32 protein-coding genes and 1 tRNA gene are annotated in these 21,471 nt (G+C 65.8%); 27 read left to right on the top strand and 6 right to left on the bottom strand.

Translation table 11 applies throughout. The annotated features are described in order from the left end of the window. The 12 genes from bet to BN60_RS28250 all read left to right on the top strand — a co-directional run bounded on the left by bet (position 1) and on the right by BN60_RS28250 (position 7,126). On the top strand, positions 1-1,116 hold the full coding sequence (gene bet / locus BN60_RS29330; RefSeq protein WP_051150203.1) for a phage recombination protein Bet: 1,116 nt from the start codon (positions 1-3) through the stop codon (positions 1,114-1,116). Positions 1,117-1,252: 136 nt separating this feature from the next. Next, entirely contained in the window at positions 1,253-1,555 is a 303-nt protein-coding gene (locus BN60_RS28295; protein WP_020699572.1) for a DUF2958 domain-containing protein, read from the top strand. Continuing rightward, positions 1,552-1,755 (top strand): hypothetical protein, encoded by a 204-nt coding sequence (locus BN60_RS28290; protein ID WP_020699571.1) that lies wholly within the window; start codon positions 1,552-1,554, stop codon positions 1,753-1,755. The genes BN60_RS28295 and BN60_RS28290 overlap by 4 nt, the downstream gene beginning before the upstream one ends. Continuing rightward, entirely contained in the window at positions 1,752-1,895 is a 144-nt protein-coding gene (locus tag BN60_RS31125; RefSeq protein ID WP_020699570.1) for a hypothetical protein, read from the top strand. Before BN60_RS28290 ends, BN60_RS31125 begins: the two co-directional genes overlap by 4 nt. Further along, positions 1,885-3,633: a helicase HerA domain-containing protein gene (locus tag BN60_RS28285; RefSeq protein ID WP_020699569.1), complete on the top strand. Its 1,749-nt coding sequence runs from the start codon at positions 1,885-1,887 to the stop codon at positions 3,631-3,633. The genes BN60_RS31125 and BN60_RS28285 overlap by 11 nt, the downstream gene beginning before the upstream one ends. A gap of 3 nt (positions 3,634-3,636) precedes the next feature. Next, positions 3,637-4,047, top strand: a complete 411-nt coding sequence (locus tag BN60_RS28280; protein WP_020699568.1) for a hypothetical protein — start codon at positions 3,637-3,639, stop codon at positions 4,045-4,047. A 3-nt stretch (positions 4,048-4,050) separates the two neighbouring features. Further along, positions 4,051-4,215 carry a FitA-like ribbon-helix-helix domain-containing protein gene (locus BN60_RS31120; protein ID WP_020699567.1) on the top strand — a complete coding sequence of 55 codons (165 nt, stop codon included), beginning with the start codon at positions 4,051-4,053 and terminating at the stop codon, positions 4,213-4,215. Positions 4,216-4,839: 624 nt separating this feature from the next. Beyond that, the gene (locus BN60_RS28270; RefSeq protein ID WP_020699566.1) at positions 4,840-5,865 is read left to right on the top strand and encodes a DUF5131 family protein; all 1,026 of its coding nucleotides are present in this window, start codon (positions 4,840-4,842) and stop codon (positions 5,863-5,865) included. Continuing rightward, complete coding sequence (locus BN60_RS28265) at positions 5,862-6,134, top strand: hypothetical protein (protein WP_020699565.1); 273 nt, start codon at positions 5,862-5,864, stop codon at positions 6,132-6,134. The genes BN60_RS28270 and BN60_RS28265 overlap by 4 nt, the downstream gene beginning before the upstream one ends. After that, the gene (locus tag BN60_RS28260; protein WP_020699564.1) at positions 6,131-6,328 is read left to right on the top strand and encodes a hypothetical protein; all 198 of its coding nucleotides are present in this window, start codon (positions 6,131-6,133) and stop codon (positions 6,326-6,328) included. The genes BN60_RS28265 and BN60_RS28260 overlap by 4 nt, the downstream gene beginning before the upstream one ends. Before the next feature lie 18 nt (positions 6,329-6,346). Beyond that, positions 6,347-6,724, top strand: coding sequence for a hypothetical protein (locus tag BN60_RS28255; protein WP_020699563.1), 378 nt, complete (start codon positions 6,347-6,349; stop codon positions 6,722-6,724). Positions 6,725-6,763: 39 nt separating this feature from the next. Further along, complete coding sequence (locus BN60_RS28250; RefSeq protein ID WP_020699562.1) at positions 6,764-7,126, top strand: hypothetical protein; 363 nt, start codon at positions 6,764-6,766, stop codon at positions 7,124-7,126. A 4-nt stretch (positions 7,127-7,130) separates the two neighbouring features. Here the strand turns inward: BN60_RS28250 and BN60_RS28245 are convergent, their stop codons facing one another. Continuing rightward, entirely contained in the window at positions 7,131-7,436 is a 306-nt protein-coding gene (locus tag BN60_RS28245; protein ID WP_020699561.1) for a hypothetical protein, read from the bottom strand. Between BN60_RS28245 and BN60_RS28240 the strand changes: the two genes are divergently transcribed. From BN60_RS28240 to BN60_RS28210, 8 genes are all read left to right on the top strand, one after another. Then, positions 7,435-7,851 carry a DUF4326 domain-containing protein gene (locus BN60_RS28240; RefSeq protein WP_043284429.1) on the top strand — a complete coding sequence of 139 codons (417 nt, stop codon included), beginning with the start codon at positions 7,435-7,437 and terminating at the stop codon, positions 7,849-7,851. The two genes, BN60_RS28245 and BN60_RS28240, sit on opposite strands and share 2 nt — an antisense overlap. Beyond that, positions 7,848-8,327 carry an ASCH domain-containing protein gene (locus tag BN60_RS28235; RefSeq protein ID WP_020699559.1) on the top strand — a complete coding sequence of 160 codons (480 nt, stop codon included), beginning with the start codon at positions 7,848-7,850 and terminating at the stop codon, positions 8,325-8,327. Before BN60_RS28240 ends, BN60_RS28235 begins: the two co-directional genes overlap by 4 nt. Next, the gene (locus tag BN60_RS28230; RefSeq protein ID WP_020699558.1) at positions 8,324-8,587 is read left to right on the top strand and encodes a hypothetical protein; all 264 of its coding nucleotides are present in this window, start codon (positions 8,324-8,326) and stop codon (positions 8,585-8,587) included. Before BN60_RS28235 ends, BN60_RS28230 begins: the two co-directional genes overlap by 4 nt. Next, entirely contained in the window at positions 8,584-8,796 is a 213-nt protein-coding gene (locus tag BN60_RS28225; protein WP_020699557.1) for a hypothetical protein, read from the top strand. Before BN60_RS28230 ends, BN60_RS28225 begins: the two co-directional genes overlap by 4 nt. Next, positions 8,793-9,257: a hypothetical protein gene (locus tag BN60_RS28220; protein ID WP_020699556.1), complete on the top strand. Its 465-nt coding sequence runs from the start codon at positions 8,793-8,795 to the stop codon at positions 9,255-9,257. The genes BN60_RS28225 and BN60_RS28220 overlap by 4 nt, the downstream gene beginning before the upstream one ends. Next, complete coding sequence (locus BN60_RS31115) at positions 9,254-9,406, top strand: hypothetical protein (RefSeq protein ID WP_020699555.1); 153 nt, start codon at positions 9,254-9,256, stop codon at positions 9,404-9,406. Before BN60_RS28220 ends, BN60_RS31115 begins: the two co-directional genes overlap by 4 nt. A 106-nt stretch (positions 9,407-9,512) precedes the next feature. Next, complete coding sequence (locus tag BN60_RS28215; RefSeq protein WP_020699554.1) at positions 9,513-9,746, top strand: hypothetical protein; 234 nt, start codon at positions 9,513-9,515, stop codon at positions 9,744-9,746. Then, positions 9,737-10,891 (top strand): tyrosine-type recombinase/integrase, encoded by a 1,155-nt coding sequence (locus BN60_RS28210; protein WP_020699553.1) that lies wholly within the window; start codon positions 9,737-9,739, stop codon positions 10,889-10,891. The genes BN60_RS28215 and BN60_RS28210 overlap by 10 nt, the downstream gene beginning before the upstream one ends. An 83-nt stretch (positions 10,892-10,974) precedes the next feature. On the opposite strand, the gene BN60_RS28205 is transcribed toward BN60_RS28210, so the two are convergent. Continuing rightward, positions 10,975-11,050, bottom strand: a tRNA-Thr gene (locus tag BN60_RS28205). A gap of 112 nt (positions 11,051-11,162) precedes the next feature. Between BN60_RS28205 and BN60_RS28200 the strand changes: the two genes are divergently transcribed. The 4 genes from BN60_RS28200 to BN60_RS28185 are packed head-to-tail and all read left to right on the top strand — an operon-like array spanning position 11,163 to position 15,175. Further along, on the top strand, positions 11,163-12,608 hold the full coding sequence (locus BN60_RS28200) for an L-lactate permease (RefSeq protein ID WP_020699552.1): 1,446 nt from the start codon (positions 11,163-11,165) through the stop codon (positions 12,606-12,608). Positions 12,609-12,659: 51 nt separating this feature from the next. Continuing rightward, positions 12,660-13,529, top strand: a complete 870-nt coding sequence (locus tag BN60_RS28195; protein ID WP_020699551.1) for an NAD(P)-dependent oxidoreductase — start codon at positions 12,660-12,662, stop codon at positions 13,527-13,529. Positions 13,530-13,554: 25 nt separating this feature from the next. Beyond that, positions 13,555-14,190: a glutathione S-transferase family protein gene (locus BN60_RS28190; RefSeq protein ID WP_020699550.1), complete on the top strand. Its 636-nt coding sequence runs from the start codon at positions 13,555-13,557 to the stop codon at positions 14,188-14,190. A 7-nt stretch (positions 14,191-14,197) separates the two neighbouring features. Next, on the top strand, positions 14,198-15,175 hold the full coding sequence (locus BN60_RS28185) for a Bug family tripartite tricarboxylate transporter substrate binding protein (protein WP_020699549.1): 978 nt from the start codon (positions 14,198-14,200) through the stop codon (positions 15,173-15,175). A gap of 43 nt (positions 15,176-15,218) precedes the next feature. Here BN60_RS28185 and BN60_RS28180 read toward each other — a convergent pair whose 3' ends face one another. Next, positions 15,219-15,488: a hypothetical protein gene (locus tag BN60_RS28180; protein ID WP_020699548.1), complete on the bottom strand. Its 270-nt coding sequence runs from the start codon at positions 15,486-15,488 to the stop codon at positions 15,219-15,221. A 170-nt stretch (positions 15,489-15,658) separates the two neighbouring features. Here BN60_RS28180 and BN60_RS28175 point away from each other — a divergent pair, with 170 nt between their 5' ends. Then, positions 15,659-16,474, top strand: coding sequence for an N-acyl homoserine lactonase family protein (locus BN60_RS28175; RefSeq protein ID WP_020699547.1), 816 nt, complete (start codon positions 15,659-15,661; stop codon positions 16,472-16,474). A gap of 51 nt (positions 16,475-16,525) precedes the next feature. On the opposite strand, the gene BN60_RS28170 is transcribed toward BN60_RS28175, so the two are convergent. Next, complete coding sequence (locus BN60_RS28170) at positions 16,526-18,106, bottom strand: ABC transporter substrate-binding protein (protein WP_020699546.1); 1,581 nt, start codon at positions 18,104-18,106, stop codon at positions 16,526-16,528. 38 nt (positions 18,107-18,144) lie between these two features. Continuing rightward, positions 18,145-19,329: an FAD-dependent oxidoreductase gene (locus tag BN60_RS28165; RefSeq protein WP_020699545.1), complete on the bottom strand. Its 1,185-nt coding sequence runs from the start codon at positions 19,327-19,329 to the stop codon at positions 18,145-18,147. Positions 19,330-19,357: 28 nt separating this feature from the next. Between BN60_RS28165 and queF the strand changes: the two genes are divergently transcribed. Beyond that, complete coding sequence (gene queF / locus BN60_RS28160) at positions 19,358-19,816, top strand: preQ(1) synthase (protein WP_020699544.1); 459 nt, start codon at positions 19,358-19,360, stop codon at positions 19,814-19,816. After that, positions 19,816-21,003 (top strand): tRNA epoxyqueuosine(34) reductase QueG, encoded by a 1,188-nt coding sequence (gene queG / locus BN60_RS28155; protein WP_020699543.1) that lies wholly within the window; start codon positions 19,816-19,818, stop codon positions 21,001-21,003. Before queF ends, queG begins: the two co-directional genes overlap by 1 nt. On the opposite strand, the gene BN60_RS28150 is transcribed toward queG, so the two are convergent. Continuing rightward, the gene (locus tag BN60_RS28150; RefSeq protein WP_043284427.1) at positions 20,971-21,429 is read right to left on the bottom strand and encodes a nucleoside deaminase; all 459 of its coding nucleotides are present in this window, start codon (positions 21,427-21,429) and stop codon (positions 20,971-20,973) included. The two genes, queG and BN60_RS28150, sit on opposite strands and share 33 nt — an antisense overlap. Between the last annotated feature and the right edge of the window lie 42 nt (positions 21,430-21,471).

Raw genomic sequence — 21,471 nt, 5'->3', positions numbered from 1 at the left:
GTGGCCAAGAACACCGCCGTAAAGCAGCAGGATCGCCCCGCATCTTCAACCAATCAGGTGGCCGTCATCCAGCCGCCACGTCTTCCTTTCCACCCAGCCGTCACCGATCGGTTCGGCGTAGATAAGGCCGGCTGGAAAGTGCTCTGCGAGTCCGTGTGGCCCGGTGCCAGGACAGCGGATGCCATCATTCTGGCGCTCTCCTACTGCAAGGCCCGTCGACTCGATCCATACAAGCGCAACATCCACATCGTGCCGATCTACGACTCCAAGAAGCGGGCCGAGGTGGAGACGGTGTGGCCTGGAATTGCCGAGCTGCGCACCACCGCGATGCGCACCAAGGGTTACGCCGGCATGGAGTCACCAGAATTCGGGCCGATGAAGTCACACAAGTTTCGCGACAGCGAGAAGGATGGTGACAGCTACAAGTCGACTGAGACCGAGGTCTCGTTCCCAGAATGGTGCCGCATCACGGTGAAGCGCATCGTTCAAGGCAACGTGGTGAGCTTCGTCGGCCCCACCGTCTACTGGCTCGAATTCTACAACAAGAAGAGCCGGTATGTAGACGCGCCCAACGAGCAGTGGCGCCGACGCCCGAGTCAAATGTTGGAGAAGTGCGCCGAAGCTGGCGCGCTACGCCGCGCATTCCCCGAGGAGTTCGGCGAGGAATACACGGTTGAAGAGATCGGCGCCTTCGGTTCTCTCGCCACGAGCGCCAAGCCAGTCGACGCGGAGGTTGTCGCTACCACATCGCCAGTGGAGCCGAAGCGCGGCGACTTCACCGAGCAAAGTAATGGCGCGGCGGACGCCACCGAAGTCGACAGCGACGACGACGAACAGCGGGACGCCACGACAGCAGAACACGACCACGATCCCGAAGCCGGCACCCTCACCGCAAACAAGAATCCGTGGAAGCTCGACGCCAGCATCGTCGGCCAGGAGCCCCGTCGTAAGGCGATCCTCGACCTGCTCGAGCTGGCAAAGGTCAAGGTCGACGTCGACGAGATCGAGACCGAGCACAAGGACTTCCTCGAAAAGCTGGGCCGCGTGAAGTCGGAGACCATGCGCCAGTTCGAGGTCCGCCGCGGCGAACTGCCGGAGCACATCGAAGCGGAGTGAGTTCAGAGCTTCCGCGTCGTCGCCCAATGCCTCACTTGGGCCGGATGGCGACGCGGCAGGCGGGTCTCGGTCGGTGGCGACAGGAACCCCCAGGTCACCGACCGGCCCGTGGGCCTTTAGATGAAGGAATGACGTGATGGCCACCGGCCTCCTCACCCCGACCCAGATCGTGCGCCTCAAGAACAACGGCGAGTTCAATCGCCTGCGGATGGAGCGCACCGGGACTCGGATCGAGTTCCAGCCCGTCGTTCGCGTCAGGGCCTCCGATGGTCGCGAGTGGCTCCTCTTCGAGATCGATCCCGCCAACCATGACATGGTCCTGGCCGAGGCACGGCGTCGGGGTCAGGTGCCGGAGCGGCTGTGGCTGCACCTCTCCTGGCTGGAGCGACGGGCCGCGCGGACCATGCGCTTCGGCAGGGTTCAGAGGATCGCGGCATGACCGACCTCGCCCCCGGCGCCCGCTTCGCCCTCACCGCTTACGCCGGCCCGATCGTTCGGCCGCGTGGCACCCGCGTCGGTGTCATCGTCGCCGACGCCGACCGCTGGTGGCGCGTCCGGTACGACGGCAACCCCAACGTTCGCGACCTCTGCAAGACCTACGCGCGGCCGGAGTGGGAAGCCGCGGTGGATGCAGCATGACCGTCGCCCTCGACTACTGGCGCGACAAGCTTTGGCAGACAGCCGACAGCGTTGGCGTCCGCCTGAGTGATGACCAACTGGAGACCATGGCGGCCGATCTCGTCGTCGCCGCGGAGAAAGCACCGAGCAATGAAGACTGATCATCCTCTCCCCGATGCCGCTCTCAAGGGGCACATAGCCGTTGTCGGCATGACGGGCGGTGGGAAAACCTTCACCACCAAGGGCATCGTCGAGCACATCCTTGCCAAGGATCCTGCTGCCAGGGTCTGCGTACTCGATCCGATCAAGTCGGACTGGTGGGGTATCACGTCGAGCGCCAACGGAAAGCGCCCGGGGCTGCCCTTCCACATCCTCGGCGGGCCACGCGGGCACGTCCCGCTGCACGAGACGACCGGCAAGGCGATAGGAGAGCTCGTAGGGTCCGGATCGCTGCCGCTCTCGATCATCGATATGGCGGACTTCGGACCCGGTGGCCTGCAGGCCTTCTTCAACGACTTCGCGCCCGCCCTTCTCCGCAAGATCCGCGGCGTCGTTCATCTTGTCCTTGAGGAGGCGCACGAGTTCGCACCGAAGGAACGCGCCGGCTTCGGTGGCGAAACAATGACGGTCCACTTCGCCAAGAAGCTAGCAACGGCCGGCCGGTCCAAGGGTATCAGGATCATCGCGGCGACGCAGCGGACGCAACAGCTCCACAATTCCGTGCTGGGCTCCTGCCAGACTGTCATCGCGCACCAGTTGACCTACCCCGCCGACATCGAGCCGGTATCGAAATGGTTCAAGGGGCATGTCGATAAGGAGGTGTTCGGCCGCTTCTTGGAGACACTGACTTCTCTGCCGACCGGCACTGGGTGGCTGTGTTCCGGCCAAGCCAAAGTCGCCGAGATGGTTCGCTTCCCGCCGATCTGGACCTTCGACAATTCGGCGACGCCCGACTCCTCGACGTCGGATCTCGACGTCGCAACCGCCCCCGTCGACCGGGACAAGCTGGTCGCCATCATGGGTGACGCGGTCAAGGAAGCCGAGGCAAACGATCCCGCGACGTTGAAGAAGCGGATCAAGGAGCTGGAGGCCGAGGTCGCGAAGAAGCCGGCAGCGACAGTCGACGAGGATGCCATTCGATCAGCCCGCCAGACCGCATACGGTGACGGCTTCCGTGCAGGTCGTGATGATGCAGCCCGGCTCGTGCGCGAGATGTACGGTGAGCGCATCAGGACGTTCACCGACGCGGTACAGGCCGCGTGCGCGGGACTTCTTGCCCCGATGCCGCACCTTCCCTCGGCCGAGCCGACGCCCGGCATCGTCCACCGCCGACAGCCATTCGCCCCCTCTCCGGCATCAACCGCAGCAGCCAAGGCCCCGAGCACCCCTCCATCAGGTGCCAGCGCTCGACCGCCCTCCACAACCGGCGAGCGCGGGCCCATCCTGCCGCGTGGCGAGAAGGCTTGCATGATCTGCATCGCCCAGCAGCCCGGCGGGGCGACACGCGAGCAGCTGACGGTCGTCACGGGTTACAAGCGGTCATCGCGCGATGCCTACCTGCAACGTCTCCGCGAGAAGGGCTACATCGAGCAAGGCGGTGACCGCCTGACCGCCACAACGGCGGGCATCGAGGCGCTGGGGGCGGATTACGCCCCGTTGCCAACCGGCCAGGCGCTGCGCGACTTCCACCTCCAGCGGCTGCCGGAGGGCGAGCGCCGCGTGCTGGCGTGCCTGATCGACGCCTACCCCGACGGCCTCGCGCGCGACGCGATCGACGAATCGACCGGCTACAAGCGGTCGAGCCGGGACGCGTACATCCAGCGCCTATCGGCACGCCAGCTGGTGACAACCGGCGGCGGCTCGGTGCGTGCGTCCGACATCCTATTCGCGGAGCGCTGACCGATGCTCAACCTCAACCGGATTGCCCTCGAAGTGATGCCCCGCGACAGCCGCCAGGAGATCGTCGGGAAATGGTGCGCCGCTGCCTTCGGTGTCGGCCACGCCTCCAGCCTGCCGCAACGTGGCGTCCGTCTCCTTGAGGAGGCCATCGAGCTCTACCAAGCGGCCGGCGGTACTCCCGCCATGGCGCATCGCCTCGTCGATTTCATTTTTGATCGGCCAGCCGGAACGGTCCCGCAGGAAATGGGCGGCGTCGCCGTCACCCTCCTGGCCCTGGCTAACGCCGCCGGCCAAAGCGCTGATGCCGAGGAGGTCCGCGAGATCGCCCGTGTCCTTGCCAAGCCGGTGTCCCATTTCACTGCAAGAAATGAGGCCAAGAACGCAGCCGGCTTCGACACGACGAGGGAGGGCTGAGCGATGGCCGAAGATGCGCCAACGGTCTCGACCGTGATGATCCGGCAGCTCGATCCCGAGGTGGTCCGCAGGCTCCGGGTTCGCCCCGCCGAGCGTGGCCGATCGATGAAGTCAGAGTTGCGGCTCCTGCTGACAGCGATTGCCAACGGGGAGACGGTGAATGGGTAGCGCGCTCGGGATCGAGAAGGCGGCTGCCGCTCGCATCGGCTGCACCCACGCCTTCTGGCGAGCACAGCGAGCATCTGGCTTTCGGTGGTGCACGCGCTGCAAAGAATGGCACCCCACTTTAACGTTCGGCGAGGACAGAACTCGCAGCGACGGATTGGCGGCGCACTGCCTCGCATCACGCCACACCGGGAATCCAATCGGCTGGCACGGTAGCCCGCCCATCAACCCTGAGACAGGCCGACCCGGGCCCGCCCCCTTCCCGCCGCGTGAAGGAGACAGCAACCAAGCCAGGGCTCGTGTCAACGTCGAGGTGCGTACTGACCGACGCCCTCACCCGAACCAGCTTCCATGCTCCGACTGCGGACACGTTTGGTCAAAGGGCGAGCGGCGGCACGAATGGTTTCATACCCATGGGTATGCGGTAGCCCATCGGCTGATGGTCAAAGCCATTTGCACGAAGTGTCGCGGAGCTCGGTGCGCGGCTCGAAGGACACATTGCAAGCACGGCCACGAATTCACCGCCGCCAACACCAAGCTTCGCGGCGGCAAGCGGGAGGGCCGGGTCTGCCTGACTTGCCGCAGAGCGTACGACCGCAGGCGGCGAAACGAGCGCAGGAGGAACTGATGGGCAAGACATCGATCGAGTGGACCCGCGGTGATGACGGCTCGGCCGGCGCGACCTGGAATCCCATCCGGGGATGCTCCCGCATCACGCCCGGCTGCGGCGGCCCCAACCATCAAGGCGGCTGCTACGCCGAGAAGATCGCGGCCAGGTTCTCCGGTCCCGGCCAGCCGTTCGAAGGTTTTGCCGAGCGCTCGGCGCATGGTGGCCGATGGACCGGCAAGATGGCGCTGGTCGACGACATGCTCACCCTGCCGCTGCGGTGGAAGCGCCCGCGCCGCATCTTCGTCAACAGCATGTCCGACCTGTTCCACGACAACCTGCCGGACGAGGCGATCGACAAGGTGTTCGCCGTCATGGCGCTCTGCCCGCAGCACACATTTCAGGTGCTGACGAAGCGAGCTGACCGGATGCGGACTTGGTTTGCGGAACGCTGGCAGGGAACGCCGGCTCAGCGCATCAAAGTCGGCAGAGAGATCGTTGACATACCGGCTGGCGGCGAAACTGGCCGCAAACACCAAGTCGAGATCGCGGTCGAGGCCGTTCTCGAAGATTTCCCAAAGATGACCGACACGTCGAACGACGACCTCTGGACGGACGCCGGTAGCCTCAAGATACGCCAGTATAAATGGCCGCTCCCGAACGTCTGGCTCGGCGTTTCCGTCGAAGATCGGGCGCGCAAGCCCCGCATCGCCGACCTCCGCGCGACGCCGGCGGCCATACGCTTCCTGTCGTGTGAGCCTCTGCTTGAGGGGCTTGGCGAGCTCGACCTGACGGGCATCCATCAGGTCATCATTGGCGGAGAGAGTGGTCCCCGCTCCCGCCCCTTCGCGCTCGAATGGGCTCGCAGCATCGTTGGGCAGTGCAAGGCATCAGGTGTCGCCTGCTTCGTGAAGCAGCTCGGCGCCAAGCCAGGCGATCGGCCGTCGCCGCAGTCCTGTCACGAGCCGATCAAGCTGAAGGACCGCAAGGGCGGCGACTGGTCGGAATGGCCCGAGGATCTCCGCGTCCGCGAGTTCCCGACATGACCGCCCGCCTCGACCAACGATATCTTGCCTGCCGCGCAGCTCTCGATTTTCTCGATCGGCACCGTCGACCGCCCCGCATTGCCCACGTGCAGTGGGAGCGCGTCTTCAACGCAATGCACCGCGCGTATCCGCTGAGCACGATCCAGGCTGTCGACGATCTGCTGACCGAGTACACCACCGAGCTGGCTCTGCGGCAGGAATACGAGCGCCTCCGCAAGGCTCTCGACGAACCTCAGACGCACTACGTTGAAGTGGTATTCACACTATGACCACTCGCCGCCCCACGCGCGACCTCTGGTACTCGAGCTGCGACAGCACCGGCACCGTCCTCTGCTTCTGTGGCGGCGATGGCTGTCACTGCGGCCGCGAGGAGATCGCCTGCCCGGACTGCGATGGAGCGTCACCGCCTGCCTACTGCGAGGCCGACGACTGCATCGAAGAACTCGTCACCCTCGTCTGCTGATCACTGAAGGAGAAGCCAATGGAAGCCACTGCCGAAGCCCCCACCGTTGAAGTCATGCCGCCAGCCGCCCCGTGGGAGGCACTGCCCGATGGGGACTACTCCATCGTCGAGCTGATGGGCCACACCACCCTGGTCGGCCGCATCACCGAGGTCGAGCGCTTCGGCTCCAAGATGGCGGCGATCGAGGTCCTCTTCAGCGGCCAGCTCCTGCCGGCGATCTTCCAAGGCGGTTCGTCCTTCTACCGGATGACGCCGTGCACGAAGGAGACGGCTTGGAAGAGCCAGCACACCGCGGATCGGATGTACTCGCTGCCCGGGCCCGATCAAGGCGATCGTGCCAGAGGCATTGCTGCCGGCGCCGGAACCGCAAGCGGCGCAGTCCCTTTCCTTCGATGAAGCCGCCGGCGATGACGACGGCGAGCCGGCGTTCTGATCATGTGCGACATCACCCCGATTGAGCTACGCGAACGCGCCGACCAGATCGACAACCGACTTGGTCCGATCCCCGGTGGCGATGCTGACGCCATCGCTCGCGAGTTGCGGTTTGCAGCGGCGACGCTAGAGCAACAGCAGATCGGGCACGACGCCCGCGTCACCGAACTCCTGGCGGCAAACACCGCCGAGGTCGAGCGCCGGCGGGCACTCTCGACAGAGATGCGCGAGGTCCGCGCGGCCGTCGCGAACGCACACCGCCTGATCCGCGGTGACTGCCCTGGTGCTGCCGGCGATGTCCTTCGCGCCGTGCTGGAAAGCACCGCCGCCTATCAGGTCCCCGCGACGGAGCGTGCCGATGGCTGATGCCTCACCCCTGCCCGTAGAGCTCCGTCAGCCGCGCCCGCAGCTCGGCCGTGGTGGCCACGTTGGCCTCGACCGGCAGCGGCGTCGGATGAATAGGCGTATCGAAGATGTCCGGTCGCTCCGCATGCAGCATGGTCCACTCGCCGTCGGGATAGCGGTCGGCCTCGAGGAGCTGCAGCGCGGTCACCGTGTAGTGCGCCTCCCATGCCGTTGGCTCGCGGGCCTCCTTCTCCAAGGTGGTGACGAGACGCCCGATACGCTGGGCGAGGTTTCGACGCGCCGTTGCAACGGCCTTGGGGGACAGGGTCATGGTTGACCGTCCTTATCGCGTGCAGCTCTCGCGACGCAAGGGATGGAGGATGCCGCCCAACACTGTTTCCGTGGCGCGGCCGAATCGCTGGGGTAACCCATGGCGCATCGGCGACAACATGCATGATCCCGAAGCGCCAGGCGGCGACACCAACGCGAAAGGCGAGGTGCGGCCCAAAGGTTGGAGGACCTGCCGCACCGCAGCGGATTGTGTCCAAGCATTCCGCAACAGCATCGACTGGGACCCGGACGCGCCTTGGGTTGTCGGCAATCTTGTCTGCATCGGCGGCTACGGCCCTGAACACACAAACCGAAAGACTATCCGTGCCGAGCTCCGCGGGAAGAATCTCGCGTGCTGGTGCGCCCTTGACCAACCCTGTCACGCCGACGTGCTTCTGGAGATCGCCAACCAATGAAAGCTCTCACGATCTGGCAACCCTGGGCGTCGCTGATCATGGCCGGCTACAAGCCTTACGAATTCCGTGGCTGGCCGGCGCCTCGTTACGTCATCGGGCAGCGCATCGTCATCCATGCCGGGACTCGCCTCCTCAAGAAGCAGGAAGTCGCCGCCATCATTGGCCAGTTCGAGCGCGGCGAATTCATGGGCGGGATGAAGACCGAAGCCATCCCCTTCCTCGAAGACATCGTCATGGATCGCCGCAAGATTCCGCTATCGGCGGCGCTCGGCACGGTGCGGCTCGGCACGCCGAAGCGGTCGCACGAGCTCTGGCCTGATCAGTTCGAAGGCTATTCGGACAGCGACCGCGCCGAGGTCAGCAACTGGGCATGGCCTGTGACGGAGATCGAGCACTTCACGCCGATCATTCCGATCAAGGGGCATCAGAGCTTCTGGAACTGGCCGTATCCGGCACCGGCCGAGGCGGCCACATGATGACCTCGCGCCAGATCGAGCTCGCCCGCCACGCGCTGGGGCTGACCCGGAGCCGCCTCGTCAGCTTCCGTAATCACTTCTGCGCCGGTCCGGGGCATACCGATTTCGATGACTGGGAAGCCATGGTGGCGGCCGGCTTCGCGAGGAAGCGCGAGAGCAAGCTGCTCGCACCGGGCGACGTAATGTTCCACCTCACCCGCGCCGGCGCCGAACTGGCGTTGAAGCCGGGTGATGTGTTGGACCCGGAGGATTGGCCGTGACGGATGCCCCCTTCGATCTCACCGAGGAACGGCGCGACTATTGCGACAAGGGGAACTGCGACGTCCATCCGCTCGGGGCGCTGGCCAGCGGCACCAAGCGGGTCTTCTGTAGCCAGTGTCGCGCCGTTCTCGCCGTCCGCGCGACGGCACTCGGGCTGTCGTGGTGGCGCATTGGCACCATCGCCGACCACTCGGGGACGAAGCAATGACCGAGCGCCCCATCCTCGACGCGATCCGGGCCGTCCTGAAGTTCAAGGACCGCGCCACCATCGCCGAGGTCGCGAAGTATGCCGGCGTGCCGCAGCGCCAGGTGCTGGACACGATCAACACCAATGGCCGCTTCGTCTGGCGTGATCGCAGCAACGGCAGGATCTCACGCGTCGACCCGCGCTCGCAACTCAGTGCCGAGCTCTGGGAGAGCGGGAAGTTCTACAGCCAGGACACCTACGGCGCTTGGTCCGTCGAGGGGCATTGCCTGAAGTTCACAGGCAACGACGAGCTGCGGACGCGCCTGCAGGAAGTCCGGTGGCTCGGCGCCTTGGGCGACAACTACCAGACGAGCATCATCATCGACACGCTGGAGAACCGAGCCGAGATTGAGAAGGCCGGGCTGCGGCCGTGGTCCGAAGCCGTAATTGATGATCGGCTTTGGCAGGAAGGCGCCCGATGATCGCCGGCCCCTGGAACGACCGCGCGGACTTCGAAGCCTGGTGGCTCGCAAACGTCCGCGAGCTCAACCGCCTCTCCGTCACCGACCGCGAAGAGTACGAGCGGGTCTGCCAGGTGATCGAGGAGTTCAACGCGAGGCATCCGAAGTGACCACTGGCAAGCCTGAACTTGTGCAGTTTCTGCACCAGTTGCCGGGTCGCATGTTGTTTGCGCTATTTGCAAAGATAGCCGTCGACGAACGTGCAGCGGGGATAGCATGACGGCCATCAGCCGCGAGTTCCGCGCCCAGTCGCAGCCTCGCCGAGGATTGCGCCGGATCGAAGCTGCCGCTTACATCGGTGTCAGCCCGACGAAGTTCGACGAGATGGTCAAGGACCGTCGAATGCCGGGGCCGAAGCGGATCGACGGGGCAACCGTGTGGGACCTGGTCCAGCTTGACAGGGCTTTTGAGGCGCTGCCCGATGAGGGCGGTGGCAGCTCATGGGACTGAGCGTCGCCAAGGGGGAGGCGATGAAGGTCGAGCTGAAGCACCTGCTGCAGGACAAGGACCGTCATGGGAACGGGAGAATCTACTACCGTCGCAAGGGCCAGAAGATGGTCCGCCTGTATGCCACACCTGGTACTCCCGAATTCCTGAAGGAGTACGAGGCCGCGCGGGACGGGAATGCGAAGCCAAAAGCGAACGGCCCCCGGAACGAGATCGAACTCGCCAAGCCCAATTCCCTGCGATGGCTGGTCGAGGGCTACTACAAGAGTGCCTACTTCCTCACCCTGGGCGGGAGCACGCAGAGGGTCCGACGGCTGATCCTCGAATCGATCTGCACCGGCATCGTGGCGACGAGCCGAGGCGAGTTCGAGCGCGGCAACCTGCCATTCGCCGAGATGCGCCCCAAGCATGTCCGGCAGATCCGCGACGAAAAGCTCGACAAGCCGGAAGCTGCCAACGGGCGCCTGAAGGCACTGGGCCAAGTCTTCGCCTGGGCGATCGAGGAAGAGATCGCGACCACCGATCCGACGGCTGACATAACCCGCCTGCACGGCCGTGATGGCGGCTGGCACACTTGGACCGTGGAGGAGGTCCGCCAGTTCGAGAACCACTTCCCGATCGGCACCAAGCCACGCCTCGCGCTCGCCGTCCTGCTCTGCACGGGAACCCGTCGATCAGACGCCGTGAGGCTGGGAAAGCAGTTCGAGCGCGACGAGACGCTGCACTTCACAGAAGTGAAGAACTCAAAGACGCGGGCGATCACGAAGAAGAAGCGGCCAAAGGCGAAGAAGCGCGTCCTGCCAATCCTGCCCGAGCTTCGCGAGATCATCGACGCGAGCGAGACCGGCGATTTGGTCTACATCGTGTCGGCCCTGGGTACGCCGTTCACGCCCGAGAGCTTCGGCAACTGGTTCCACGACCGCTGCGTAGAGGCCGGCCTGTCTCATTGCTCGGCCCATGGCCTGCGCAAGGCCGGCGCCAAGATCGCGGCCGAGAACGGGGCAACGACGCATCAGCTCATGTCGATCTACGGTTGGGAGACCCTGAAGCAGGCCGAAGTCTACACGCGGGAGGCGAATATGATCGCGATGGCCGAGGGCGCGATGCACCTGATCGTGCCCCGCAAGAAGAACAAAGAGAGTGCGTGAGGTGTCGCACCTTTCCCCAATCGGAAAAAGTGCGACAGAAACGGGGGTCTAACCCGTTGAAATTCCTACATGTAAGAAAGTAGTGGTGCCCCGAGACGGAATCGAACCGCCGACCCCATCATTACGAATGACGTGCTCTACCAGCTGAGCTATCGGGGCATGGCGGCGGTTTCTAAGGGAAAGGGCACGAAGGCGCAAGGTGGCGTTTTGGTGGGCTCGGTTCGGCCGCCCCCGAAGCATGGAAACGCCCGAAAGCCTCTAAAAGCGCCGCATGACGACGATCCTAGCCCTCCTTCCTCTGCTCCTGGTGCTGGGCCTGCTGGCTTCCGGCCGTGCAAGCGCCCTTGTCGCAGGCCTGGTGGGGCTTTCGGCCACGCTGGCGGCCTCGGCGGTGATCGTCACCGGCACGCGGGGCGGCGAAGTCTTGGCCGGGCTTTTCCTGCACGAAACCGCGGCCGGTTCGTGGCTCGCCTGGCACGTCATCGCCATCATCGCCGCCGGCATGTTCTTCCACCGCTGCCAGCAGGCGCGCGGTGCGGTGGCCAATGGCGGCGCGCTGGAGGCCAACCCGCGGCGGCTTTGGTCGGTGTGCTTCCTGCTGGCGCCGTTCGCCGAATCGGTGACGGGCTTCGGCGTCGGCTACATCATTGCCCTCGCCGCGCTCCGCCGGCTCGGCCTCAACGGCATGTCGGCCTTGCTGCTCGGCCTCTACAGCCAGTCGCTTGTGCCGTGGGGGGCGCTCGCCACCGGAACCACCGTCGGCGCGACCCTGGCCGGTCTCACGCCCAACGAGCTCGGCCTCTCCTCGGCGCTGCTGCAGATCCCGATCCACGTCCTCTATCTCGGCCTCTACTGGCGCTTTGCCCGCGAGGCGGGCTTTGCCACATCGTTCGCGCAGAAGGTCGACGACGCGATTTGGACGGCGTTGCTGCTCGGCCTGCTCTGGCTCGCCAACCGCTACACCGACGTCGAGATCGCGGGCGCCGCCCCGACTGCATTCCTGCTCGCCGTGCGTTTCTGGCGCGACGAGCGGCCGGATGCGGCGCGGCTCAAATCAGCGCTGCACGCCAACGCACCCTACGTCGCGCTCACCCTCGCGCTCTGTGCCACGCGGCTGGTACCGCCGCTGCGCGATCTCCTGAAGCCGCTGTGGGCGATGCGGCCCTTCGAGGGCCAGCCGGCCTTCGCGCCGCTCTATGCACCGGGCTTCTGGCTGGTCTCCATCGGGATCGTCACGGTCTGGCTGGCGCGCGCATCGCTCAGCCGCGTGCTGGCGGAAACCGGCCGCGGCGCCTGGCGCTCCTGTGCCGTCACCTTGCTCTTCGTGGTGATGGCGCAGTTCTACGTCGGATCAGGCATGGCCGAGACGATCGCCGAGGCGCTGCGCGCTGCCGCAGGCCGTGGCTCGGCGATGAGCGTGCCGATGTTCGCCGCCGTCGGCGGCTTCCTCACGGGCGGCGGGTCCGCCGCCAATGCGATGCTGATGCCGATGGTCACGGCATTGGCGCACGCCATCACCATCGATCCGGCCTGGATCGCCGCGGTGCAGAACAGCGTCTGCACCAACCTCACGATGCTCTCGCCCATCCGCGTTTCGATGGGCGCGGCGATCCTGGCGCTGCCGGCGGCCGAATCGGCGCTCTACCGTCGAGCCTGGCCGCTCGCCCTGCCGCCGCTGATCACAGGTTTCGCGGTTATCCTCGTCCTGCTGGCGTAGGGACGATTTGGCTCTATGATCCGCCCGCAATCGACTGTGCGGGAGTGAAACATGGCCAAGGTGGCATTTCTGGGTCTGGGCGTGATGGGCTTTCCGATGGCGGGTCATCTCGCCGCCAAGGGCCACGACGTCACCGTCTACAATCGCACCTTCGCCAAGGCCGAGGCCTGGACCAAGAAGCACAAGGGCAAGGCTGCGAAGACACCAAAGGAAGCCGCAACCGGCCAGCAGATCGTCTTCTGCTGCGTCGGCAACGACGACGATCTGCGTTCGGTCGTGCTCGGTCCCGACGGTGCCTTCGCCGGCATGGGCAAAGGTTCGATCTTCTTCGACAACACCACGGCCTCCGCCGACATCGCCCGAGAACTTCACGCCGAAGGCAAGAAGCTCGGCGTCGACTTCATCGATGCGCCGGTCTCGGGCGGCCAGGCGGGTGCGGAGAACGGCCAGCTCACCGTGATGTGCGGCGGCGACCAAGCGCCATTCGACCGTGCCAAGCCCGTGGCCGATGCCTTCTCCAAGGCCGTCACCCTGATCGGCCCGTCCGGCGCCGGCCAGATCACCAAGATGATGAACCAGATGTGCATCGCCGGCATCGTGCAGGGTCTTGCCGAGGCGCTGAACCTCGGCCAGCGCGCCGGCCTCGACATGGAGAAGGCGCTGGGCGCGATCTCCAAGGGTGCCGCGCAGAGCTGGCAGATGGAGAATCGCTGGCAAAACATGGTCAACGGCAAGTTCGACTACGGCTTCGCCGTCGACTGGATGCGCAAGGATCTCGGCATTGCGCTGGCCGAGGGCAAGCGCCAGAAGGCCGGCATGCCGCTGGTGGCGCTGGTCGACCAGTTCTACGAGCGCGTTCAGGCGCGCGGTGGCGGCCGCTGGGATACGTCCAGCCTGATCCAGCCGCTGCAGAAGCCCTGAGCGGCACGCACCGACGGAGAGCGCAATGGCGGACTACACGCTCTGGGGACGACCAGGCTGGGGCTCGACCATCGTCGAGGCCCAGCTCGAACTGTACGGGCTGAAGTATCGCTACGAGGCGGTCGAGGACCTTTTCCGTACGCCCGGCGCGCGCGAGAAGCTTGAGAAGGTGAACCCGCTCGCCCAGGTGCCGACCCTGGTCATGCCCGACGGCAGCATCATGAGCGAGAGCGCCGCCATCACTCTGCTGCTCGCCGACATCACCGGGAGCGATACTCTGGTTCCCGGCGCCGGGGCGCCGGAGCGCGCCACGTTCCTGCGCTGGCTGGTCTTCCTGGTCGCCAACATCTACCCGACCTTCACCTATGCCGACGACCCGGCGCGCTTCGTGTCGGTCAATGCCGCACGCGATCCCTTCCGCGCCGCCACCGATGCTTATGCCCAACGGCTCTGGCGGCAGGTCGAACGCGAGGCCGGTACCCCTTGGTTCCTGGGCGATCGCTTCTCCGCCCTCGACATCTACGTCGACATCATGACTCGCTGGCGCCCCAAGCGCGGCTGGTTCGAGATCGAGACGCCCCGGCTCTTCGCCATCGCCCGCAGGGCCGATGCGCTGCCCGAGCTGGCCGACGTGTGGAAGCGTAATTTTCCCAACTCGTGAGTAAAAAATGAAACGACGCAGTCTGGTCGCCGCCCCTCTCCTGGCCCTGGCGGCCACCACTCTCGCCATGCCGGCATGGTCGCAGACCACCTATCCCGACAAGCCGATCACTATGGTCGTGCCGGCCCCGCCCGGCGGCGGCACGGATCTCGTGGCGCGCCTCTATGCCGATCTGCTCGGACAGGAACTGGGCCAGCAGGTGATCGTCGACAATCGCGGCGGCGGCAACGGCAATATCGGTGCGGCGGTCGTGTCCCGCGCCAAGCCCGACGGCTACACGCTGCTGATGCAGTATTCGGGTTTCCATGCTGCCAATCCGGCGCTGATCAGCAACCTGAACTGGGATCCCAAGGATTTCGTCGGCATCGCCATGGGCGCGATCGGGCCGCATGTGATCGTGGTGCCCAAGAAAGTGCCGGCCAGCGATCTCAAGAGCTTCATCGCCTACGCCAAGGCCAATCCCGGCAAGCTGAACTACGCCTCGGTGGGCCCGGGCTCCGTGCCGCATCTCGGCGGCGTGATGCTGAACAAGGCGGCCGGCATCGACCTCATGCACGTGCCCTACAAGGGTTCGGGACCGGCGACGCAGGACACGGTGGCCGGCCAGGTCGAACTCTTCATCGTGACGCCGCCGTCGGTCTCGGGCCACATCCGCAACGGCAACCTGAAGGCGCTGGCACTTGCCAGCACCGAGCGGCTGCCCGCCTTCCCCGATATCCCGACGACCGCGGAAGCGGGCCTGCCGGGCTTCATCCTCGATGGCTGGTTCGCGCTCTTCGCCCCGGCCGGCACGCCGCAGCCAATCGTCGACAAGCTCAACGCCGCGATGCGCAAGATCGCCAAGATGGACGTCACGCGCGAGCGCGCCAACCAGCTCGGCATGGTCCTGAAGGACTGGGATGCCGCGCAGATGGACAAGTTTGCGAAGGACGAGGTCGCGGCCTGGGGCAAGGTCATCCGCGACAACAAGATCACGATGGACTGAGCCGTCGAGGGGCGCGCCGCTGAAGTGGTGCGCCCTAACCGCCTCAGAAGGTCTGCCTGACGCCCACGATCTCGCCGAGGCAGCGGCCGACATGATCGGCCGTCTCGGGCGCCAGCCCTTCGACTTCGATCTCGACATTCAGAACATCGGCGTCGGCCTGCGCGAACACGCGGGCCGGTACGAGGCCGCGCTTGGCGATCAGCTCGAGCGCACGCGGCAGCACGCCGGGCTCGGCATCGGCTTCGAAACAATAACGAACGGTGGAATTGCTACGCTTGAGCGCCAGAACGGCGGAAGGTGCGGAGGCGGACATCGGATGACTCCTCGGATGACGGACGAACAGCAACGGCCCGGTCTGCAGTGCAAACCGGGTTGCTAATTCGCGTCACGAAGAGGTCCGTGCGGGCCATGGCGCGACTATAGCGCCGGAAAGGGCCGACGCGCTACGCTCCGTCCCAACAACCCGCCGGGAAGGAAACAAAGATGCGTTCAACGCCCATCTACGAGGTACATGCGGTCAAATATGCCCACCTGCCGCGCAAGGCATGGGAAGTGCAGATCAACCCCGACCCGCACGATGCCGACTTCCCGATGGACTATTTCGTCTGGGTGGCGATCCCGCTGGACGAGAGCGGCAAGCGGGCGCTAGGCGGCAAGCCCATCGTCATCGACACCGGCTTCAACGCCACCGTCGGCAAGCAGCGCGGCCGCGAGGTGAAGAAGAACCCCGCCGACCTCCTGGGCGATCTCGGGATCGACGCGAAGGAAGTCGAAGACGTCATCGTCACCCACCTGCACTACGACCATATCGGCAACTGGGATCGCTTCCCCAAGGCGCGCTTCCATCTGCAGGACAAGGAGATGAACTTCGCGACCGGCCGGCACATGTGCAAAGGCCCGTTCCGCCATGCCTACGAATGCGAGGATATCGTCGGCATGGTGCGCGTTCTCTACGCCGGCCGCGTGGTCTTCCATGATGGCGACGAGGAGCTGCAGCCCGGCATCTCGCTGCACCTGATCGGCGGCCACACGATGGGCATCCAGTCGGTACGCATCATGACGCGCAACGGCTGGCTCGTGCTTGCCTCCGACGCCAGCCATTACTTCTGGGGCGTCAACAACGACAAGCTGTTCTCGATCGTCTACTCGGTCGCCGACATGCTGGCGGGCTACGACAAGCTGAAGAAGCTGGCCGAGGGCCGCACCGAGATGGTGATCCCCGGCCACGACGCCGAGGTCATGAAGCGCTTCCCGCCCTCGGCCAAGGGACTCGAAGGCGTGAGCGTACGGCTGGATTGATTGCCGTCCTCGCGGGCGGAGATTGCTCCGCCCGCAATGACTGTTACGCGGTCACTTCTTCTCGATGCTCCACAGCACCAATACGGGTGACGGCAGCAGGCCCGTCGCCTTGCGGCCGAGCGCCGTGGGGCTCTGGAACTGGCCGAGCGGCGCGTGGGTCGGATACTCGACGGCGCGCAGCTGGACCTGTTCGGCAATCGCCTTCTGCTTGGCCGGATCGGTTTCCTTGGCATAGGCGTCGCGCAGCTTCTCCAGCTCGGCATCGCAGGTCCAGCCGAATGTCGCCTTCTCGCAGGAGGCATTGAGGAAGGACGTCGCCACCGGATCGAGCACGTCAACCGCGGCCCATGACGTGAAGAAGGCGCTCCAGCCGCCTGCCGACAGCGGATCCTTCTTGGCGCGGCGGCCGACCAGGGTCTGCCAATCCATCGATTGCAGGTCGACCTTGAATCCCGCCTTCTCGAGCTGCGGCTTGGCGACCGTGGCGAGGTTGTTGTGGCCCGGCGTGTCCGTCTGGTGCATCAGCACGATCGGCGTGCCGTCGTAGCCCGCTTCCTGCAGGAGCTGCTTGGCCTTGGCGACGTTACCGCCGAGCTTGTCCTCCCAGCCCTTGGTCGATTCCAGCGGCGAGCCGCAAGGGAACAGCGACTTGCACTCCTTGTAGAACTCCGGATTGCCGACATTGGCGTCGAGGAAATCCTTCTGGTTCAGCGCATAGAGGACGGCCTGGCGCACCTTGGGATTGTCGAACGGCTTGTGCAGCACGTTGAAGCGCATCGCGTACTGCCGGCCCGCCTGGTTTACGACCATGATCTTGACGCCCTTTTCCTTCTGCACCAGCGGCAGGAGATCGGGCGGCACGATATCGATCAGATCGATCTCGTCGTTCAGGAGCGCGCTGACCTGCGTCTGCGCATCGGGGATCCAGAGCCATTCGATGCGGTCGACCTTGGCGACCTTGCCGCCGGCCAGGCCCGATGCCGGCTCTGCGCGGGGCTTGTACTTGGCGTTCTTGAGATAGACGACCTTCTCGCCGGGCTTCCACTCGTCCTTCTTGAAGATGAACGGACCGGAGCCGGTGGCGTCGGTGATCTGCGTATTGGGATCGGTGGCGGCGATGCGCGCCGGCATCATGAACGGCACGTTCGAGCCCGGCTTGCCCAGGGTGCTGAGCACCAGGCCGTAGGGCTCCTTCAGCACCATCTTGATCGTCTTGTCGTCCGGCGCCGAAAGCTCCGACACATAGGACATGAGCTTCTGGCCCATCGTGTCCTTGGCGCCCCATCGCTTCAGCGACGCCACGCAGTCGGCGGCGGTGACTGGCGCGCCGTCATGCCACGTCTGGCCGTCGCGCAGCGTAAAGGTCCAGGTGAGCTTGTCGTCGCTCATCTTCCAGGTGTCGACCATCTGCGGCTGCACCTGCAGCTTGTCGTCGAGCGCGAACAGCGTGTCGTAGACGAGATAGCCGTGATATTGCGTGATCAGCGCCGTGGTCCAGATCGGATCGATGATCTTGAGGTCGGAATGCAGCGAGGCCTTGAGCGTGCTCTGCGCGGAGGCAGGCGCGGCGAACGGCAAAATGGCAGCCACGGCCGCAGCCGTGACGGCCAGTCGGCGGGTAAGACGCAACATGGAAGCTCCCTTGTTCTTAAGGCGGCAGAATAGACCGCTCAGTCGCCTTGTGCGACGTCCAGCAGGGCCTGCCACTCCGTCAACTTGACGCGCGGCCGCCCGGCGGCGGCTCCCGCGGCAATCTCATGCTTGTCGATACGATGCCAGCCTGCGGCATCGACCGCCAAAGGCAGCACGTCGGGACCGCTCTTGGGATCGCGATCTTTCAGCCAGGCCAATACCTGCTGCGCCACGGCATGGCTGTCGGCCCGATTTGTCGGAATGGTGCCGCTTGGGCCCCGCCGCGCCCAGCCCACGGGAAAAATGCCCTTACCCTGCGGGAACGGTTGGCCGGTATAGCCGATGCAGGTGACCACCAGATCGGCCTTCACCGTGCCGGTCGACAGCTCGACCTCGCCGGCCCGAATAGCCTTCGGCGTCGCGTGGAAGGAGAAATGCACGGTGACCGGCTTTTCGCCCGCTTTGTGCGTGGCAAAGCTTTTCAACGTGTCGATGTTCTTGGTCTTGCGCAGCTTCTCGGGTGTCGGATCGCTCGCCGGCGCGACCGCCTCCAGCACGCTGGCGTCGGCCACCGACACCGCGCGCATCAGGCGGCCCATCTCGGCCAGCTCGTTGTTGGTGAAAGAGGCATGCTCTGCCCCGCGGCGGCCGATCACGTATATGTCCGTAATCGGCGCGGCGGCGATGGCGGTGCCCGCTTCCGGCACGATGTCGGACTTGCCCATCTCCTCGGCGCTCTTGGCCAGCACACGCGCCACGTCGAGTGCGACATTGCCGTTGCCGATTACCGCGACGGACTGCACCTGCGAGAGGTCGGGCCCCTCGCGGAAATCGGGATGGCCGTTCAGCCAGGCCACGAACCGCCACGACCCCCAGACGTGAGGCAGGTCTTCACCGGGAATGCCGAGCTTGCGGTCGACCACCATGCCGGTGGCAACGATCACCGCGTCGTAGGCCGCGACGAGTTCGTCCCAGGTGAGGTCGCGGCCGATCTCGATGTTGCCCGCAAAGCGCAGGTCCGGCTGGGCCAGCAAACGGTCGAACTGCCGCACGACGGCCTTGGTGCCCTGATGGTCGGGCGCCACACCGGCGCGGACCAGGCCGAACGGTGTGGGCAGGCGGTCGATGACGTCGATGTGAAGATCAGGCCGGCCGCGCAACAGCCCGTCGGCTGCATAGAAGCCCGATGGGCCGGCCCCTACGATGGCAACCCTATGAGTCATGTCAGCCCGCTTAGCATATGATGGGGCCATGGCTAAATACGCAAAGCTTCGTCAGCTCGGACGACCCGCCGCCCTGCCTGCCTCACCGGGAGAAGCCGTTCTCGAGACGGTGCCGAACCCGCATCCGGGGACGCTCTATCTCGTGCGTTTCACGCAGCCGGAATTTACCTCGCTCTGCCCGGTGACCGGCCAGCCCGACTTTGCGCATCTGGTGATCGACTTCGTGCCGCGTGCGAAATTGGTCGAGAGCAAGTCGCTGAAGCTCTATCTCAACAGCTTCCGCAACGAGGCGGCATTCCACGAGGACTGCACCGTGGGCATCGGCAAGCGGCTGGTGAAGACCATAGCCCCGCGCTGGCTGCGCATCGGGGGCTACTGGTATCCCCGCGGCGGCATGCCGATCGATGTCTTCTGGCAGACCGGCGCGCCGCCGAAGGGCCTGTGGCTGCCCGACACCGGCGTCGCCTCCTATCGCGGCCGGGGATAATGGCCCGGCTGCCGCCGACGCCGACGCGGCCGCCGCAGCGGGCCAGCCCGCGCGCCCTGCGCGACGCTATTCGCGACAAGGCGCTGGCGCTGGGCTTCGATGCCGTGGGTTTCGCGCCGGCCAGGCTGGCGCCCGACGCGCGGCGGCAACGGCTCGAACGGCTGGCCGCTTTCGTCGACCAGGGCTTCCAGGGCGACATGGGATGGCTGGGCGATCGCACCGAGGAGCGCGTCGATCCCGAGACCCTCTGGCCCGGCGCCAGGACCGTCGTTTCGGTCGCGCTGAACTACGGACCGGCCAACGATCCGCGTGCCGTGTTGGCCGAACGCGACCGCGCCGCCGTCTCGGTCTATGCGCAGGGCCGCGACTATCACGATGTGATGAAAACCCGGCTGAAGGCATTGGGCCGCTTCATCTGGGATACCTACCGACACGACCTCAAAGTGTTCGTCGACACCGCACCGCTGATGGAAAAGCTCGCCGCGCAGCAGGCCGGCCATGGCTGGCAGGGCAAGCACACCAACCTCGTCTCACGCCAGTTCGGGTCCTGGCTGTTCCTCGGCGAACTGCTTCTGTCGGTCGAACTGCCGGCCGACGAGCCGGAGGAAGATCACTGTGGCCAGTGCCGCGCCTGCCTCGACGTCTGTCCTACCAAGGCGTTCCCCGCTCCCTACAGGCTCGATGCACGGCGCTGCATTTCCTATCTCACCATCGAACACGAAGGTGCGATAGATCGTGCACTCCGGCCCGCGCTCGGCAACCGCATCTACGGCTGCGACGATTGCCTGGCCGCCTGCCCCTGGAACAAGTTTGCGCAGGAAGCCCGCGAGGCGGCCTTCGCGCCGCGCGCCGTTCTCGACGGACCGCACCTTGCCGACCTCGCCACGCTCGACGACGAAACCTTCCGCACGCGCTTCTCGGGCACCGCCGTCAAGCGCATCGGCCGCAACCGCTTCCTGCGCAACGTCGCCTATGCACTGGGCAACAGTGGCACACCGGCGACCTCGCTGCCCGCGGTCGAGCGCCTGTTGAAGGATGCCTCGCCGCTGGTGCGGGGCGCTGCCGTCTGGGCCCTGTCGCGGCTGGCGCCGGCCGCGTTCGAGCGCCGCCGCCGGGCGGTTACCGAGCCCGACGCGGCGGTGCGCGACGAGTGGTCATCTCCGCTCCCTGAAGAACGCGCGCAATAGCTCGCCCGCTTCGCGCTCGCCGAGGCCGGGATAGAGTTCGGGCCGGTGATGGCAGGTGGGCTGGTCGAAGATGCGCGGACCATGCTCGACGCCGCCGCCCTTGGGATCGCCCGCCCCCCAGTAGACGCGCCGCAGCCGGGCGAAGGAAATCGCCTGGGCGCACATCGGGCAGGGCTCGAGGGTGACGTAGAGATCGCAGTCGACCAGCCGCGCCGCGCCGAGCCGAGCCGCCGCCGCGCGGATCGCCAGCATCTCGGCGTGCGCCGTCGGGTCGCTCGACGCCTCGGTACGATTGCCCTCCTCCGCCAGCAGCGTGCCGTCCGGCCCCATGATCACGCAGCCAATCGGCACCTCGCCACGCGCGCCGGCGGCGCGGGCCGCGGCGAGAGCGCGTTCCATGGGCGTGGGGTTCGATATATCCGCCATGCCGCACACTATAGCGCTCGCGAGCCGGCGCGCGTATCTTGG

The organism is Reyranella massiliensis 521 (genome assembly GCF_000312425.1).
GTDB classification, from domain to species: domain Bacteria; phylum Pseudomonadota; class Alphaproteobacteria; order Reyranellales; family Reyranellaceae; genus Reyranella; species Reyranella massiliensis.
Note: the sequence above shows the minus strand (reverse complement) of the source record. Positions and strands in the feature narration are given on the sequence as shown.

Excerpts from the sequence above, each read along its gene's own strand:
- BN60_RS28295 (WP_020699572.1), top strand. The coding sequence starts at position 1,253 with ATGGCCACCGGCCTCCTCACCCCGACCCAGATCGTGCGCCTCAAGAAC.
- BN60_RS28290 (WP_020699571.1), top strand. The coding sequence starts at position 1,552 with ATGACCGACCTCGCCCCCGGCGCCCGCTTCGCCCTCACCGCTTACGCC.
- BN60_RS31125 (WP_020699570.1), top strand. The coding sequence starts at position 1,752 with ATGACCGTCGCCCTCGACTACTGGCGCGACAAGCTTTGGCAGACAGCC.
- BN60_RS28285 (WP_020699569.1), top strand. The coding sequence starts at position 1,885 with ATGAAGACTGATCATCCTCTCCCCGATGCCGCTCTCAAGGGGCACATA.
- BN60_RS28280 (WP_020699568.1), top strand. The coding sequence starts at position 3,637 with ATGCTCAACCTCAACCGGATTGCCCTCGAAGTGATGCCCCGCGACAGC.
- BN60_RS31120 (WP_020699567.1), top strand. The coding sequence starts at position 4,051 with ATGGCCGAAGATGCGCCAACGGTCTCGACCGTGATGATCCGGCAGCTC.
- BN60_RS28270 (WP_020699566.1), top strand. The coding sequence starts at position 4,840 with ATGGGCAAGACATCGATCGAGTGGACCCGCGGTGATGACGGCTCGGCC.
- BN60_RS28265 (WP_020699565.1), top strand. The coding sequence starts at position 5,862 with ATGACCGCCCGCCTCGACCAACGATATCTTGCCTGCCGCGCAGCTCTC.
- BN60_RS28260 (WP_020699564.1), top strand. The coding sequence starts at position 6,131 with ATGACCACTCGCCGCCCCACGCGCGACCTCTGGTACTCGAGCTGCGAC.
- BN60_RS28255 (WP_020699563.1), top strand. The coding sequence starts at position 6,347 with ATGGAAGCCACTGCCGAAGCCCCCACCGTTGAAGTCATGCCGCCAGCC.
- BN60_RS28250 (WP_020699562.1), top strand. The coding sequence starts at position 6,764 with ATGTGCGACATCACCCCGATTGAGCTACGCGAACGCGCCGACCAGATC.
- BN60_RS28240 (WP_043284429.1), top strand. The coding sequence starts at position 7,435 with ATGGTTGACCGTCCTTATCGCGTGCAGCTCTCGCGACGCAAGGGATGG.
- BN60_RS28245 (WP_020699561.1), bottom strand. The coding sequence starts at position 7,436 with ATGACCCTGTCCCCCAAGGCCGTTGCAACGGCGCGTCGAAACCTCGCC.
- BN60_RS28235 (WP_020699559.1), top strand. The coding sequence starts at position 7,848 with ATGAAAGCTCTCACGATCTGGCAACCCTGGGCGTCGCTGATCATGGCC.
- BN60_RS28230 (WP_020699558.1), top strand. The coding sequence starts at position 8,324 with ATGATGACCTCGCGCCAGATCGAGCTCGCCCGCCACGCGCTGGGGCTG.
- BN60_RS28220 (WP_020699556.1), top strand. The coding sequence starts at position 8,793 with ATGACCGAGCGCCCCATCCTCGACGCGATCCGGGCCGTCCTGAAGTTC.
- BN60_RS31115 (WP_020699555.1), top strand. The coding sequence starts at position 9,254 with ATGATCGCCGGCCCCTGGAACGACCGCGCGGACTTCGAAGCCTGGTGG.
- BN60_RS28215 (WP_020699554.1), top strand. The coding sequence starts at position 9,513 with ATGACGGCCATCAGCCGCGAGTTCCGCGCCCAGTCGCAGCCTCGCCGA.
- BN60_RS28210 (WP_020699553.1), top strand. The coding sequence starts at position 9,737 with ATGGGACTGAGCGTCGCCAAGGGGGAGGCGATGAAGGTCGAGCTGAAG.
- BN60_RS28200 (WP_020699552.1), top strand. The coding sequence starts at position 11,163 with ATGACGACGATCCTAGCCCTCCTTCCTCTGCTCCTGGTGCTGGGCCTG.
- BN60_RS28195 (WP_020699551.1), top strand. The coding sequence starts at position 12,660 with ATGGCCAAGGTGGCATTTCTGGGTCTGGGCGTGATGGGCTTTCCGATG.
- BN60_RS28190 (WP_020699550.1), top strand. The coding sequence starts at position 13,555 with ATGGCGGACTACACGCTCTGGGGACGACCAGGCTGGGGCTCGACCATC.
- BN60_RS28185 (WP_020699549.1), top strand. The coding sequence starts at position 14,198 with ATGAAACGACGCAGTCTGGTCGCCGCCCCTCTCCTGGCCCTGGCGGCC.
- BN60_RS28180 (WP_020699548.1), bottom strand. The coding sequence starts at position 15,488 with ATGTCCGCCTCCGCACCTTCCGCCGTTCTGGCGCTCAAGCGTAGCAAT.
- BN60_RS28175 (WP_020699547.1), top strand. The coding sequence starts at position 15,659 with ATGCGTTCAACGCCCATCTACGAGGTACATGCGGTCAAATATGCCCAC.
- BN60_RS28170 (WP_020699546.1), bottom strand. The coding sequence starts at position 18,106 with ATGTTGCGTCTTACCCGCCGACTGGCCGTCACGGCTGCGGCCGTGGCT.
- BN60_RS28165 (WP_020699545.1), bottom strand. The coding sequence starts at position 19,329 with ATGACTCATAGGGTTGCCATCGTAGGGGCCGGCCCATCGGGCTTCTAT.
- queF (WP_020699544.1), top strand. The coding sequence starts at position 19,358 with ATGGCTAAATACGCAAAGCTTCGTCAGCTCGGACGACCCGCCGCCCTG.
- queG (WP_020699543.1), top strand. The coding sequence starts at position 19,816 with ATGGCCCGGCTGCCGCCGACGCCGACGCGGCCGCCGCAGCGGGCCAGC.
- BN60_RS28150 (WP_043284427.1), bottom strand. The coding sequence starts at position 21,429 with ATGGCGGATATATCGAACCCCACGCCCATGGAACGCGCTCTCGCCGCG.